General features: G+C 31.8%; 11 protein-coding genes and 1 pseudogene. 7 read left to right on the top strand and 5 right to left on the bottom strand.

Annotated features, from left to right (window positions below; all coding sequences use genetic code 11):
* Positions 1-509 precede the first annotated feature (509 nt).
* Positions 510-1,427: an AbrB/MazE/SpoVT family DNA-binding domain-containing protein gene (locus JCM10991_RS04355; RefSeq protein ID WP_023858768.1), complete on the top strand. Its 918-nt coding sequence runs from the start codon at positions 510-512 to the stop codon at positions 1,425-1,427.
* Between the two features lie 301 nt (positions 1,428-1,728).
* The gene (locus tag JCM10991_RS04350) at positions 1,729-5,121 is read left to right on the top strand and encodes an SEC10/PgrA surface exclusion domain-containing protein (protein ID WP_025020677.1); all 3,393 of its coding nucleotides are present in this window, start codon (positions 1,729-1,731) and stop codon (positions 5,119-5,121) included.
* 329 nt (positions 5,122-5,450) lie between these two features.
* On the opposite strand, the gene JCM10991_RS04345 is transcribed toward JCM10991_RS04350, so the two are convergent.
* Together JCM10991_RS04345 and JCM10991_RS04340 are read right to left on the bottom strand one after the other, a co-directional pair.
* The gene (locus tag JCM10991_RS04345) at positions 5,451-5,804 is read right to left on the bottom strand and encodes a hypothetical protein (protein ID WP_025020676.1); all 354 of its coding nucleotides are present in this window, start codon (positions 5,802-5,804) and stop codon (positions 5,451-5,453) included.
* Between the two features lie 297 nt (positions 5,805-6,101).
* Positions 6,102-6,953, bottom strand: a complete 852-nt coding sequence (locus tag JCM10991_RS04340) for a site-specific integrase (RefSeq protein WP_025020675.1) — start codon at positions 6,951-6,953, stop codon at positions 6,102-6,104.
* A 440-nt stretch (positions 6,954-7,393) separates the two neighbouring features.
* On the opposite strand from JCM10991_RS04340, the gene JCM10991_RS04335 reads away from it, so the two are divergent.
* Positions 7,394-7,672 carry a hypothetical protein gene (locus tag JCM10991_RS04335; protein ID WP_025020674.1) on the top strand — a complete coding sequence of 93 codons (279 nt, stop codon included), beginning with the start codon at positions 7,394-7,396 and terminating at the stop codon, positions 7,670-7,672.
* A 309-nt stretch (positions 7,673-7,981) separates the two neighbouring features.
* Here the strand turns inward: JCM10991_RS04335 and JCM10991_RS04330 are convergent, their stop codons facing one another.
* Complete coding sequence (locus JCM10991_RS04330; protein ID WP_025020673.1) at positions 7,982-8,821, bottom strand: hypothetical protein; 840 nt, start codon at positions 8,819-8,821, stop codon at positions 7,982-7,984.
* 205 nt (positions 8,822-9,026) lie between these two features.
* Between JCM10991_RS04330 and JCM10991_RS04325 the strand changes: the two genes are divergently transcribed.
* Together JCM10991_RS04325 and JCM10991_RS04320 are read left to right on the top strand one after the other, a co-directional pair.
* Positions 9,027-9,431 (top strand): hypothetical protein, encoded by a 405-nt coding sequence (locus JCM10991_RS04325; protein ID WP_025020672.1) that lies wholly within the window; start codon positions 9,027-9,029, stop codon positions 9,429-9,431.
* Positions 9,432-9,853: 422 nt separating this feature from the next.
* Positions 9,854-10,828, top strand: coding sequence for an Abi family protein (locus tag JCM10991_RS04320; protein ID WP_025020671.1), 975 nt, complete (start codon positions 9,854-9,856; stop codon positions 10,826-10,828).
* Between the two features lie 418 nt (positions 10,829-11,246).
* Here the strand turns inward: JCM10991_RS04320 and JCM10991_RS15665 are convergent, their stop codons facing one another.
* Both JCM10991_RS15665 and JCM10991_RS15660 read right to left on the bottom strand, forming a co-directional pair.
* Entirely contained in the window at positions 11,247-11,702 is a 456-nt protein-coding gene (locus tag JCM10991_RS15665; RefSeq protein ID WP_225349919.1) for an SIS domain-containing protein, read from the bottom strand.
* 22 nt (positions 11,703-11,724) lie between these two features.
* Positions 11,725-12,009: a MurR/RpiR family transcriptional regulator gene (locus JCM10991_RS15660; RefSeq protein WP_225349918.1), complete on the bottom strand. Its 285-nt coding sequence runs from the start codon at positions 12,007-12,009 to the stop codon at positions 11,725-11,727.
* A 157-nt stretch (positions 12,010-12,166) separates the two neighbouring features.
* Here JCM10991_RS15660 and pfkB point away from each other — a divergent pair, with 157 nt between their 5' ends.
* Together pfkB and JCM10991_RS12625 are read left to right on the top strand one after the other, a co-directional pair.
* Positions 12,167-13,105, top strand: coding sequence for a 1-phosphofructokinase (pfkB, locus tag JCM10991_RS04310; RefSeq protein ID WP_025020670.1), 939 nt, complete (start codon positions 12,167-12,169; stop codon positions 13,103-13,105).
* 52 nt (positions 13,106-13,157) lie between these two features.
* A pseudogene (locus tag JCM10991_RS12625) lies at positions 13,158-14,872 on the top strand (fructose-specific PTS transporter subunit EIIC); the annotation flags it as partial.
* Between the last annotated feature and the right edge of the window lie 75 nt (positions 14,873-14,947).

The following is a 14,947-nucleotide window of genomic DNA, read 5'->3' as shown; positions in this document are numbered from 1 at the left end:
ATTAGCTTTAACGGAAACAAAGAAAGTACCTAAAGCAACGGCTGCACCTGTGGCAACGCCTTTGTACGCCCTATTAAGCTTTAAAGTACGCTTCTTTTTAACAATTTTATTCTTCATAAAATTTTATTCTCCCTTTCAATAAGTTATTAAAAAACACAGATGTAGCACTAAAATTAAAAGTTAACGACTATCCCAAAAGAAGGAGCACGTAATTTTTAGGTAACAACATTCGCATTTTTCATAAATTAAAAGTAACACAATATCAGTGATATAATCAAGAATAAATGTCGTATATTTTACGACAAAACATAATATATATATACTTGTATTTTTAATTGAAACTATTCGTATTGTATATCAGTTAAACTGAACAATAATAACCTAAAAAATCACTATTTATTGGAAAGTAAAAAAATAAGTTGTATAATAAACGTATAAATTTGATTTACTTTACTTTTAATTTAAACAATTATTAGTAGTGTAATAAACGAATGAAAAGGAGAGTTTTTATGGAGAATAATGAACCTCAAAGTATACTTAGCAACGTATCAAAATGGGGCTCCTCATTAGGTATCAGAATACCTATGAAAATTGCACAACAAGTTGGTATTAAGCTATCCGATGTTATTCAGTTTTCTGAACTTGACGGTGGTATTTTTGTACAAAAGATAACGAGCCAATACCCATTGATTTCAGAAATGGAACCATACTTCTACTTCGAATCAGGTCTTGACGGATTTAATTTTCACTTTAAGCCAGTTGATGATGCAAAAGACGATATAATCTTTAAAACATTTTACGGGGCATTAGATCAGAACATTTCTATCATTTTGCTAGATAATAAGATAATCAATGCTAAAGATAAAACTTCCATTTTCAGAAATTCCCTTATCAAACAAAAGGGGACAAATCTACAAGGGAGATTTAAAATTGATGGTTTTAACGCCCGTATTCGGTATGCAGGTGAGCATAATATGATTTCACATCTTGCGAATGTTGAAATTTTAGACGGGCAAGCATTTATGTATTATTCTGAAACAGCTACAATTCCTGAGGTTGGTATCATCATCTTTTGCGATTTTAGTACAACATCTTTAAATGATGATTTTTTAGCTACACATGTTGAAAAACAAGCAGGATTAAAACGATACAAAGAAAAAAAGGAACAGGAAATCCAAGCCAAAATGCAAGAAATTTTTGATGACCTAAAACTTATGAATCGAGATTTTCTACTTGGAAGAAATAAATGGACTGTTCGTAGTAACGTTGATAGTAGTCTAAATATCCAAATCAGAAGTAGTTTAGGAGAACAAAGTCCCGGGAAAGAAAAATTTACAAGAAAAAACATCAAATTTATGCATCTGCTAGATATTCTTTTTCTAACGGACAAAGAAGTTCGGGACTATCTTGTAAAGGTAAAATTCTGAAACAATCGTAATGATAAGCGAGTGTTTGAACCACTTGCTTTTTTATTTGGTTTTAAGTAAAAAACACTTGTTCTATATAACGAAACGTTATATAATATAAGTGTAGGAAAAATGATTTTTCCTAACGCAAAAAAACATAGAATCTTCTCGCAAGTTTGTCTTAAATAGAATTTTGAAATGTAATCTAAATTTTATTTTGAATTCCTTTTTAAAATCCTTGACTTGTAGCGGAAATTGAGCTACAATTAACTTGTAAATAAAAATAAAGAAAGTAAATTATATCTTATAGGAGGATGCTTTTATGAATAAAGTTTCTAAAAAGACCGCTACTGTTGCAGTAGCATTAGCTACCGTAGGTGCAGGGGTTGCCACAACGGCACAAGCTGATGAAGTAACTTCCGTCCCTACAAATAATCAAAACAAAACTACTCAAGTTACTTCAGCTGAAACAGTTGAACAAGCACAAGTAAATGTTAACAGTGCTCAAAAGAATGTTAGCGATGTTCAAACACAGGTTAACCAAGCTCAAGTCGTAAATGACAAAGACGCTACTACGCTTAACCAAGCAACAAATTCCTTAAATGACGCAAAGAACAATTTAACTTCCGCTCAAGATAATGCAAAGGAAGCTACTCCTGAAAATCTTACTAAGCAAGAAAGTGCGATTGAAAATCAAGAAAAAGTAGTTGATTCTGCAAAAGCACAAGTTAATCAGGCTCAAGATAATGTTGTTCACGCACAAAAAGGCGTAGAAGATGCACAGGTATCTCTTGCTAAAGCCACAGATAACGTTAAAGCGCAAGAAAATGTTGTGTCTAAAGACCAAAGTACAGTTGACTCTGCTCAAAAGGAAGTAGACAACGCCGGTGTTACTAAAGCACAACAAAACTTAGAAAACGCTAAAAATAAGCAAGTCTCTGACGAAAGGGAATTGGCTTCTACTGAACAATCTGTAACTGAAACTCAAAAGAAAGTTGATTCTACTCAAACAAAGGTCAACGATGCGCAAAAGAGTGTTTCTAATGCACAAGCTAAGGCAGACTCCTTACAAGCCAAAGCGGACACAGCCAAGTCAGAAAAGGCACAAGCTGATAACGCTGCCAAAGCCCAAGAAAATGTTGTATCTAACGCAAAGCAAGCCGTGACAGATGCTCAAAATGCTGTTAATAATACTGGCATTGCGGATGCGCAAAAAGCAGTTGCAGATGCTAAAAATGATGTAACATCTAAGAATAATGCTTTAAACGTAGCTAAGGCAAACTTATCTAGCGCTAAGGTAGCAAATGACAAAGCTCAACAAGCATTGACAGATACAACTAAGCAATTAGATAGCGTAAAGAAAACCTTAGACAATGCAGTAAATGCTAGTTCACAAGCTCAACGTGAATTACAAAATGCTAAGGATGCAGTTGCTAACACGCAAAAAGAACTGGACAACGTTAACGACACTTTAGGCAACGTTAATACTATTGTTTTACCTAATGGTTACATTGATGAATTGAAAAAGCATTTAGGTGAACAACGGCTATCAAATTTTGACAAATTAGATCAAATTTCTAAAGGATACCTTTCATCAACTTGGCAAGAATCCAATGGTCTTAATACATTTAAGTCTAACAAAGCTGACCAAGCAAAAATCGTTCACATTGCTAAAAATGGTTTACTAGATAATGAAACGATTAAGGAGTTATCTTTATTCGCCGCTTCATTGTTGAACCCAATTCGTCGCCAAGTCGGAGCATACGATTTAGTAACATCAGATGCAAGCATTCTTTTTGGTAAAGCTGTGGATCAAGCATATATGGATGATGGGATGGTTATCGATGACGGACTTATGTTTGGACATGATAAAAAAGCCTTAGTTAAGGTTGGAAATGAATATGGAATTACTATAGGTGAAGATCTTGTTTACGGATATGTTTATGATGTTAATGATCATCCAATGGATAGGAACAAAGAGTATACAACAACATTAGATAACTTGAAAAAAGGTGTATACGACGGTATCACCATGATGTTATTCAACGATGCAGAATCAAAATATGGACATACATCAGATATTACTGGTTCTCGTACAGTGGGACCAAATGCCGTGTTTGCAGGTACTTATTCTAATCCACAACAATTTGCTGTTACTATGACTAGTGATGGAACTTTGCATTTTAACACTGCATATGTTTATGATGATGTAAAATACAACGCACCAACATTGGATGTAAATGAAAGTAAACTTTCAAAATACAATACAACTCCATACAGTAACAGTAACTCCAACGATAAGTTGTTACAACAAAAGCAAGACTTGTCTACTACTTTAGGACAACAAAAGTCAGACTTGACTAATGCTCAAACAAAAGCAAACCAAGCGTCTCAAACTCAAAAGGATGCACAAGCTGCATACGATTCAGCAAAGAGTGCAAATGACACAGCTAAGAATAACGCAGCTGTAGCATCAACTAACTTAGCTACTGCTACAGCTGCAGAAAAGGATGCACAAGACTCCTTGAATAAAGCTAACGATACCTTGAAGCAAGCTACTGATACATTAAATTCATTTACGGCTAATGCACAAGAAAAGGCAAAGAACTTAGAAAATGCACAAAAAGCATTATCAGATGCTCAAAGCGAATTAACTAAGTTGTACCAAGATCAAAGCGCAAAGAATGTTGCAAGTGATATGGCACAAGATAGCTTAAATAAAGCACAAAAGGAACTTAGCCAAGCTAAGACAAACTTAGAAGATGCACAAAAAGAATTAGCAAACAACAAGACTAAGTTATCTGAATTAAGCGGTAAGGTAGCGAGTCTTACAACTGATGTAGCTAAGGACAAAGAAGAAGTATCTAAGGCACAAAAAGCATTAGATAACGCAGGAGATGTAGCAAAACAAAAGGTACAAGCCTTAAACGAAGCTAAGACTAAGTTAGCAGACGACAAGGCTACATTAGAAAACTTAAAAGCCGAACAAGTGAAAGCTCAACAAGCGTTAGATCAAGCTCAAAAGAACCTTGATAACAAGCAAGGTGAAGTAACTAAAGCTCAAAAGGTATTGGCAGACGAACAAGCTAAGTTGAAAGACTTACAAGCAAAGCTTTCTGACTTAAAGAATGCTCCACAATTGCTTGCAGATGCTCAAAAGGCATTAGAACAAGCACAAACAAATGTGACTGAAGCACAACAAGCCTTTGATAATTCAAAGGAAACTCTTGATGAAAAGAAGAAGGCTTTAGACAATGCTAAGGACCAATTAACTAAGGCACAACGTGTCCTTGATAGCTTATTAGCAATTCAAAAAGCTGAAGAAGAAGCTAAAGCTCAAGAATTAGCTAAAAAGCAAGCTGAACAAGCTAAGGAACTTGCTAAGAAGAGTGGGTTACACGTCGAAGGAAACTTTGTTAAGAACGAAGATGGAACAATCATCAGCAACTGGTTTGCTAAAGATGGTGTTGTATACGATCAAAATGCCAAAGTAGTTAAAGGTGTTAAGGTCGATCCTAAGACAGGTGCAATTATCTCTGCCACAACAGGCAAGCAAGTAAACATGAAGACAGTTAGCGATAACACTAACCGTAGCCAACGTGCTTTACCACAAACTGGTGAAAAAGACAGCTTTGGTGTAACTTTAGGTGCTAGTTTAGTTGCCTTAAGTTCTATGATTGGTCTTGCTTGGACTGGTCGTCGTAAGAGAGACTAATATACCAAAAATAAAAGGTGAGGTCATGAAATAGACCTCGCCTTTTTATCTTATTCATAAAGGCTTTGATGGTAAAGTTAGTGCTCAGCATAATTCTTATGTTCCCACCAGTAAAGCAAAGAGCAGTGTCTAATATACCCAATAGCACAGAATTATGTTTGCGAAATATAACGCTAATCGATTGGCAAAAGACCAAAGAGATGTAAAAAATGAAGATAAACAAAGTAAAATTAAACAGTTCAACTTTAGTAAATTACTAACTTAAACCAAAATAAAAGTACTAGAAACCAATCATTATACATGGTCCTAGTACTTTTTGCTTAGAGAAATTATTTCTCGTCGTCATTTATAATCAAATATGCTTCTCGGCGTTTTTTATTGATATCTTCCTTAACATTATTGGGATATTTTTCTTTATATGCTTCAGCTCCCATGATAACAGCGGCTAGTAAAATATCAAAGTTAGGTGAATTAATACCACTGGTATTATAGCCTAATTCTTTAGCTACCGTTTTACCGATAAATTCATACCTTTTTTTCAACATATCCTTTCTTTTTTTGTCGATTTTAAGAGCTTTCTTTTGAATGTCATCAAATCCATCTCTGAAAACCTTATTTGATGTTTTTTTAGCTACTTTTTCTTCAATAGCTTTTTGGTCTAATATGTCATTTTTTTCAGTCATTATTGAGTTCAACTTCCTTTCGTTTTCTAAAATAAATTTTCTACTAGTATTTAAATTACGATATTTTTGGCAGGTATTTATCCCTTAGCCTTAATTACATTATAACGTAACAACGTAAAAAACACAATGATTTTTATTTTCGTTTTTTTTTGGAAGTATTTTTACTTTTTTATTTCTTAATAAATTACTGTTTTTATTTGTAAATTTTTGTATATTTTTATGTGTTTATATTGGTTTACTAAAACGTAGCAAACAAAACCAATAATACAAAAAAACCCGCAAATAAAGGGATTAACATCATTTAAAGTATCTTTTAGCTAACCTACGATACCAATCAAGAGTTTGTTGGTTCATGTGCAAAGTTTCTTTAAGAACAGCTTCACTAATATCAGGATGAGTTTCCAAATAATAAATAATATTTGTACGATATAATTCCCGTGTTTTTGTAATAAAAGGAAACCATTTTTTATCACGCTGCAAGTATCTTGATAATTGTTGGTTTGTCGAAATCAAGTAATTATCTTTGCTTTGAGATCTACGCTGAATTAATAATGCCTTCGTTTTATATTTTTGTTGAAGGGGACGTATTCTGTTCCTAAATTTGTAAAAAAATATTTGCTGATATTCAGGAGCATTTTTCATCTCTTTGTTAGCAATTTTATAAAAATCTTCTGCTAGAATTTCTTTTAGTTTATAGAACCTTGCAGTAAACAATAGGAAAAAACGGGTATAGTAGTCAATACGTTCATTTTCTAATAAATCTTGCAAACTATCGATCCATCCAACATCATAAATCGTAACTTTATACGATCCAACTGTTGGAAGTCCAATTACATCCAAAGTAGGAAGAACCTTGGTTTTTTCGGTTCTAAATAAATATTTATAATATCCCGCGATAGAATATAAGTACTGATTAGTTGATCCAATTGTTAAATTACGTAAATCACCTATATATACTAGGAACTCTCTTATATCACTTTCAACAATTGAATCTACGTGATAACCTGATTCAATAAAAGAACGATTATACAATGATTCGTAATAGAAGAATGATTTTAGATGATAATCATTATTTTTGATCGTTATTTTATTTTTTTCTTGAATAGTATTCATGTATTGAAGATACTGGTTTTGATAAGGGTAGTCCAAAAAATCACCTCACAATAGTAATAGTATGCTTTTTGTTATAAAAACTTATCAATACAATAATCTCAATTAAATAGCAATATGTCAATGTAAATATATATAAATTTTTAACAATGTTGTTGTACGTTAATTAACAGTAGGAATTGAATTTAAAAAACAAAACAAAATTTATATTTCATTTTAAAATCCATTCTGAAAAAAATAGTTGTTAAAAAGCTTAAAATGTAGCTGCAAAAGCATTCTTGCTACTATTCTTCCTTATTACTAACTATACCATATACCATCCCAAGCGCCGATTTCTTAAAAAGGTAAAAACCAAAAGCATATCCTTCTAACAATTTTAATGACGCCGTTTCACAAATGGTGGATATTTAAATACTACTGTTAATACAAAAATTTATTGGCATTATAATGTGTCTAACGACACAGTTACTGTAAAAAAGATGGAATTATCGTGTAATAACCTTCCTCCAGAATACCAAGACCCAAATTTTGAATACGGTTTTCATGATACCGTCGTTTATATGAAACCTGATGCACCTCTTCCTAACGTTTACACGCAAACTTATATTTATGGTGAAGATAGTAATCATAGAGATATAATTGAATTGCAAAATAATGAAGGCTCAAAAAAATTAACGGATGATATTATTCAATCAAATCCATCAGATTATTTATTTGTAACAGTTAAAGATACAGGGATAGTACGTATTCAAATTTAATAAATAGTAATGCGCTAAACAGTCCGTATACAGTTAAAAGAAATTCAGAAGGTAACTTTGTCCTTTTAAAAACAGCTGATAGATGGAGAAGTGGTGAACCTACTATTGGAGCTACTCAAACTCCAATTTGGGATTATGGTGATTATTCTGTAAGAATTGATAATATACCTGCTAGACCAACTGTCACGTATTCCCTAAATGATGTGACAACAAAAATAAGTTTTAAATCAATAAGTCAATAAGAAAAAACCTCAAGAAATTACTACTTTTAACAATTTCTTAAGGCTTTCAATGTTTATACTTTTTCCATTATACAGAAGAATTATTTTTTAAGTTATTTTCAAAAGCATATTTAATGTCTTCAAATTTATCAGACCATACTAGTATAGTATTTTCTTCCTTGTCTTTATCATTGATTTTAGATTTAACAATATAATAGTAAGCCTTATGTCTAATACTCATATCTCTAATTAAATAATACTTTGGGCCTAATTTTTTCTCTGATACAGCTAACACTAAATATTGTTTCATATATTCAGGTTGATCATTTTTAGTATCTAAGATTAAAGAATTAAATCTAATCTCCTCAACGTTAGGAAAATCTAAATTTGATAAAACTGAAGTTTTAGAGTGAAAAACATTGTAAAAGATTTTAATAATTAAAATAAGAGAATTTAATGAGACGAGAATAATATTTGCAAATGAAAACGAAACTTCACCGTATAAAAAAAGAATACTGAAATAAGTAATCCATAATTTTTGAAAAATAAACACTGTAAGTTTTTTAATGCACTTCATAGCAGCAAAAGGATTATATGCTATGATTTTCCCATCATCAGTATATGTTTTTTTACCAGTTCCAGGTATATATCTACTTATAAGGAAGAAAATGAGAAGTAAAAATAGTAAAATAACTGCAATCATAACAATGATATTGAAAGCAAAAAAATTATCCAAAATAGATATGAATGTTTTCAAAAAAAGTGGAGGTTCTTCAGATATAAATATTAATTTTTTATTTTTACCATCAATACAATTCAGCGCTATACTAATTATTTCGAATAAGAAAACTACTTCGAAATAATTGATACCTAGATTTTTTTGAAGATATTTCTTTAATTGTTTGTAGATGGATTTTAATTTATCCATTTTATCTACTCCTTTTATTTTTAAAGATGTAAGATACTGAATATATTATGTAATTAATTATAGTACATTTTTTTGCTGTGTCAATTTTAAATTTAGATCCCTATACATTTGAATTTAGTGTTATTTTGGTATAAAATGAAATTATACTTATGATATATCATTAAATGAATTAGCAAAGTAAAAAATGTAAAATGGGAGAAAAGTAATGGAAATAAAGAAAGAATACACTTTAGAAGAAATTTCAAAGTGGTTATCTGAAATTAATTATCCTAAAAAAGTTAGAACACTAAGAGAATGGTTTAAAGATATTCAACCTTCAAATGGAATATCAAGACCATCAAAATATGATTACGATACAGTAATTAGTATTATCAAAGAAAAGATTAACAATAACAAAAGTAAAAAAGAAACGTTAAAAGAGATGATAAAAAAAGATGAAGACGAAATATTTAATTCGTTAAAAAGACAAGAAGAAGAGGGGTATATATATCCAGGAGAAGCAATAGACTTATTTTATCAAAATGATATAAGTAATTGGGAAGAGGATGCATATAAAAAAGCAGAGGAATATGCTGAAAAAAAAACAACAGAATATAAATCAATACATTAATTATAAAATTATTAATCAGAGAATTAGGGTATTCTCTTCAAGAAGAGAAAATTCATAATGATTTGGTAAATAGTTATCTATATGGAATGACTTATAGAAAATTTGATAGCAATGAATATGTTGATCCTAGAATTCCAATCATGAAAAAATCACAAATAGATATTCACAAATTAGATATCGACACTTATTTTACAAAAACAAAGAATAGATAAACATCTAGCTTTAGCGTCTTGCAATAGTATTATAAAGCAAGTATTATTACGATAGAGATTAATAAAAGTAAAAAAGTAAAAAATAGTTGACAAAAAAATATTTTTTAAGTAGAATGAAAATAAATAGGAGGGGTAGTTACTCTACGGAGCCTGCCGCGGAAAAATACTTTCATTCTGCTTCACTTTGAGGTACGGATGGAGGTATTTTTTTTGAATAAAGTATTTAAAAGTGTAGAAGAACAAATTAAATTATTAGAATCTCGAGGGTTAAAATTTTCAGATAAAGCCAAAGCACAAGCTTATCTGCTAACGAATAATTATTACAGTATTATAAATGGATATAGTAAAATTTTTATGGATTCCGATAGTGATAAATACATTAGTGGAGCAACATTTGACGAAATTATTAGTTTATATTTTTTTAACAGAGAACTGCGAAAAACACTCTTGGACTCTTTGCTACTTGCTGAACATCATTTGAAATCCATTTTAGCCTATCGCTTTGAGGAATATTATCAAGGGAAAAAAGAAGCATACCTTGATGTCAGTTCGTTTAATCATGAAAAAAGTTTAGATATATCTTACATCATAACAAAAATTTCAAGAACCATAACAAATAAATCAAGGTATAAGAATAACGCAATAAATCACTACCGAGAAAAATATAATTTTGTACCATTGTGGGTAATGGTTGAATTTTTAGAATTTGGCGACATACTAACGTTAATTAAGGTATTGCCAACAGATTTACAAAACAAAATAGCTCATGATTGCTATAACTTTATAAAAAGAGAGAACAAAGATTCTGAACATGGGCAATTTTCGCCCAATATAATGATTTCGTTTATTGAAGTATTAAAAGATCTTCGAAATGCATGTGCACACGACGACGTACTACTCAATTTTAATAGTATAAAAACTGCTATTTATTATCCTTATTTACATGATATTCATGATTCGATTATAAGGGATGATGATAAAACAAGAAGAACTGTTTATTGTGCAATGATTATTTTAGAATGTTTTATTAGTAATAATGAATTTGCAATATTAAATAACACTGTGAGAAAACGCTTTCGCAATTTAGAAAATAAAGTACACTCAGTATCACTTGATAAAATTCTAAGTGAACTTGGTTTTCCCCAAGAATGGCAAAGAAGAGACCCATTGCCACAATTAAGTTGAACCAATTTTATTACCGTCTTAAACTATCCATCTGGTCATGGTTGCGCTTGCAACCATGACTTTTTTAGGTTCTTTACAAGTCGCTGCGTTTAGTAATTTTTAACGTATATTTATTATATAGCCCTAAAATCGTGCCATTTTGCACCTTTTTGGCACAATTTTTGAATAAATAGTACAATGAAACATCATCTAAAGTTTGATAAGCAGATACGAGAATTAAAGAAAAATAAATTATAAGCAAATAAGCCAAGCATCCCTAATTTTAAGTATATGCTTGGCTTTTTATATGTTTGGCAGATTGCAATAATTACAATTATTATGATTATTGCAAGACTTTTTCTTATTAATAACCATAGCTTGAATTCAGATATCCATAGTTATCTTTAATTTAAAATTACTGATTGTAACATAATTTTTCTTAATGATTGTTATTTCTAACGAGATAAGAATCAGCAAATATTCTGGTCATAATATCCAAAGGTAGTCTTGACTTAACTTCGTAATTGCTAAAGAAGTCATCTATCGACTGATAGCCAATAAAACTAACTGTACTTGCGGGTATAAGTAAAGAATTTTCATTAGTAGTAAATATAATAGTGGGGATGTTTTTTTCTTCCAAAATACAAGAAGCTTCGACTAACTCACTTGTTTCACCGTTAAGAGAAATAAATATAACAACTGCATCTAAAGTAATATTCTTCGATAACTCAGTTATGATATTAGGATCTGAATATGATTCGGTATATTTACCTGCCAATTGTAGTTTTGTTGTTAGACTTCTTGCTGTAAGTTCAGACATACCTCTAGAGAAAATATAAGCTCTATCTGCATTTTGTAACAATTTAATACCATCTTCAATATCAGCATAATTCAAATTTTTAAGAGTATTCGTAAGCTCAATTTCGTTTTTTTCTAATCACATTTTGAATACTTTTATCCGCTTCCTCAAGTACCCTAAAATTACGATAATTTTCGCTACATTCTGTTCTTAATTTTTCCCGATAAGAGGTATATCCCGAATAGCCTTTTTTCTTTAAAGTCCTCACAATAGTAGCCGGAGAAACGTTACTATACTCACTAAGTTGAGTGATAGACATTTTAATTATTTCTGTCGGATTATCACTAATTAAGTGCCAAAGATATTTCTCTGTTTCTGTTAATTTATTTTTGATTTTTCCCATGATAAGACCCCGATTTTTGAATGGAAATTCAGAAAATATTTTTCGAATTTTATTAGCATTTAGAAAACCTAAATCTATTATAATTCATTATAATAAAAGCGTAAATAAAAACGATTGGTTTTGTTTGTATTTAAAACGAAGAAAAGGAGGGGTCCTCATGATTTACACCATAACGCTTAACCCTGCGATAGATTTGGCAATCGAAACAGAGACTTTGAGGAATGGAGTGGTAAATAGAACTAATTTTTGCGATATTCAACCCAATGGAAAAGGAGTAAATGTTTCTATTATTTTAAAAAAACTAAATGTTGATAATATTGCTTTAGGCATTGGCGGTGGATTCACACTAGATTTTATTTCAGACAGTTTAAAATCAAAAGGAATTACTAACAAATTCTGGCGTGTAGAACAACCAACAAGAATCAACGTATTCACGAAAGTCGTTTCAACAGGGGAAGAATTTAAAGAGGTTAACCCTGGGCCAACTATCCCTAAAAACTTACAAGAAAAATTGCTAACATATTTAAAAAAACATGTTACTTGTGATGATTGGATTATTGTTTCAGGTTCATTTTCAAAAGGTATATCTCCTAGTTATTTAGAAGATATAGCAAAAATAAGTAGGGAAGTTAATTGTGGGTTAGTAATCGATAGCTCCTATAAAGAAGTGTTAGATATTCTGAAATACAATCCTTACTTAATAAAGCCAAATGAAGAAGAACTATTAGAATGGTTCGACGATAAAAACAGGGATGATATGAATCTAGATATACTTATCGAGTATGGGCAAAATTTGATAGAAAGAGGAGCAAGAAATGTATTGTTATCATTAGGTGATAAAGGTGCTTGTTTAATCACTAATACCAACGTATATGTAAGCAATGCTCCAAAAATCAAATTACAAAATTCAGCGGGATCAGGTGATACAATGTTAGGAACTTTTATGGGGGAAATAATTAATAAAGTGCCAACACTTGAAGCCTTTAAACGTTCTATTGCGGCTGGTTCCGATACAGCTCAATCAACAGGATTAACTGATTTTAAAACAGTTTCAGAACTTGAAAAACAGGTAAAAATCACTTGTTACTCAAAGTAATCAGAAGACAAGATTATTGGCAATAATCATTTTAAAAGAAAGGGCGATTAATATGCAAAAATACGACATTATTGGAGCAACAGGTTGTGCTACCGGTATAGCACACACATTTATGGCACAAGAAGCTCTAGAAGAAGCAGCAAAAAAATTAGGGTACACAATAAAGATTGAAACACACGGTCAATCAGGTACTGAACACGTTCTAACAGAAGAAGAAATTAAGGAAGCAAAAGCAGTTGTTATTGCATCAGATATTGACGTAGACCCAGATCGTTTTGCAGGAAAACATGTAATTAAGGTTCCAGTTGCAAAAGCAATCAAAGATGCAGAAGGACTAATTAATAAGTCCTTTACAGCACCTATTTGGAAACCAGAATTAGTTGGAAAGTCTAACTCTAACATCACAAAAAATCAAAGCTCTGATAGCATTGGTCAACAATGGTATACAGCTTTGATGAACGGTGTATCACATATAACGGTGTATCACACATGCTACCTTTTGTTGTAGCAGGTGGTGTTTTAACAGCAATTTCATTTTTCTGGGGAATTTACTCGTATGACCCAAAAAGTGCCCAATACAACCTTATCGCAGCTACCTTGAAATCAATCGGTGGTGTTTCCATTAATTTAATGGCTCCTGTATTCGCAGCATTTATTGCTGAATCGTTATCTAAGCGTGCCGGATTAGTTGCGGGTCTAGTTACAGGTATGATTGCACTTAATGGCGGTACGGGCTTTTTAGGAGCATTAGTTGGTGGTTTTATCGCAGCCTACATCGTAAAGCTTGTAGAAATGTGCTTTACTTGGTTGCCTGACAAGCAATTTAGGGGCTTGAAGTCAATTTTCTTAACTCCAGTATTTTCTGTATTACTATCTGGAGTGGTGATGACATTAATTAATACACCAATGGCAGCTTTAAATACAGGCTTAATGGACTGGCTAAAAACAGTTCAAAATGTAAGCCCTATCTTATTAGGTATTATTGTTGGCGCTATGTGTGCCTTTGACTTTGGTGGCCCAGTCAATAAAGCAGCTTATTTAACAGGTACAGCATTATTAGCACAAGGTAATTACTACTTTATGGCAGGGGTTTCAGCAGCATGTATTGCACCTCCTTTGGCAACAACAGTTGCAGTTTTACTCAAGCCAAAAGCATACTCAAAGTCTGAACGTTCAGCAGGTTATGTCAATGCTTTATTAGGATCAACGCATATTACTGAAGGTGCTATTCCATTCGCAGCTAAGAATCCTATTAAGAATATTCCGGCATTTATGGTAGGTTCAGCAATCGCCGCAGCTCTATCTTACGTAGGTAAAGTTCAAGTTCCAGCTCCTCATGGTGGCTTTATTATCTTACCGTTAGTTAACCACCCATTAATGTGGGTTATCTACATTTTAATTGGTGCAATAGCATCTGGGATACTTCTTGCCTTAATCGCAGGCTCAGATGTAAAAAAAGCTCGAGCAAATGGCCCAAGAGTTGACATCTTTACAGGGGAAGTTATTGAAGAGGATGACAAAGAAACAAGTAACGCAAAAGAAAATATCGTTTCAAATAAGCTCAACCCAGCTGATATTTTAGAAGAACAAAATATCAAAGTAGGAGTAAAAGTTAATTCAAGAAATGAAGCATTACAATTCTTAGCTGAAATGGCTAAAGAACAGGGATTAGCTACTGACAGCGAAAAAGTTTACAACGCGTATTTAAAACGTGAACAAGAATCAACAACTGGAATGACTGACGGTTTTTCCATTCCTCATGCACAAAAATAGCAAATAAGCCAAGCATCCCATCCATTTAAGCACTCAAACATATTGATTATTTGCTTGGTGATCGGGATG

It is taken from the genome of Ligilactobacillus equi DSM 15833 = JCM 10991 (assembly GCF_000615765.1).
GTDB lineage: Bacteria > Bacillota > Bacilli > Lactobacillales > Lactobacillaceae > Ligilactobacillus > Ligilactobacillus equi.
The sequence above is the reverse complement of the archived record's forward strand: the minus strand, read 5'-3'. Positions and strand labels throughout refer to the sequence as shown.

Excerpts from the sequence above, each read along its gene's own strand:
- JCM10991_RS04355 (WP_023858768.1), top strand. The coding sequence starts at position 510 with ATGGAGAATAATGAACCTCAAAGTATACTTAGCAACGTATCAAAATGG.
- JCM10991_RS04350 (WP_025020677.1), top strand. The coding sequence starts at position 1,729 with ATGAATAAAGTTTCTAAAAAGACCGCTACTGTTGCAGTAGCATTAGCT.
- JCM10991_RS04345 (WP_025020676.1), bottom strand. The coding sequence starts at position 5,804 with ATGACTGAAAAAAATGACATATTAGACCAAAAAGCTATTGAAGAAAAA.
- JCM10991_RS04335 (WP_025020674.1), top strand. The coding sequence starts at position 7,394 with ATGGAATTATCGTGTAATAACCTTCCTCCAGAATACCAAGACCCAAAT.
- JCM10991_RS04330 (WP_025020673.1), bottom strand. The coding sequence starts at position 8,821 with ATGGATAAATTAAAATCCATCTACAAACAATTAAAGAAATATCTTCAA.
- JCM10991_RS04325 (WP_025020672.1), top strand. The coding sequence starts at position 9,027 with ATGGAAATAAAGAAAGAATACACTTTAGAAGAAATTTCAAAGTGGTTA.
- JCM10991_RS15660 (WP_225349918.1), bottom strand. The coding sequence starts at position 12,009 with ATGGGAAAAATCAAAAATAAATTAACAGAAACAGAGAAATATCTTTGG.
- pfkB (WP_025020670.1), top strand. The coding sequence starts at position 12,167 with ATGATTTACACCATAACGCTTAACCCTGCGATAGATTTGGCAATCGAA.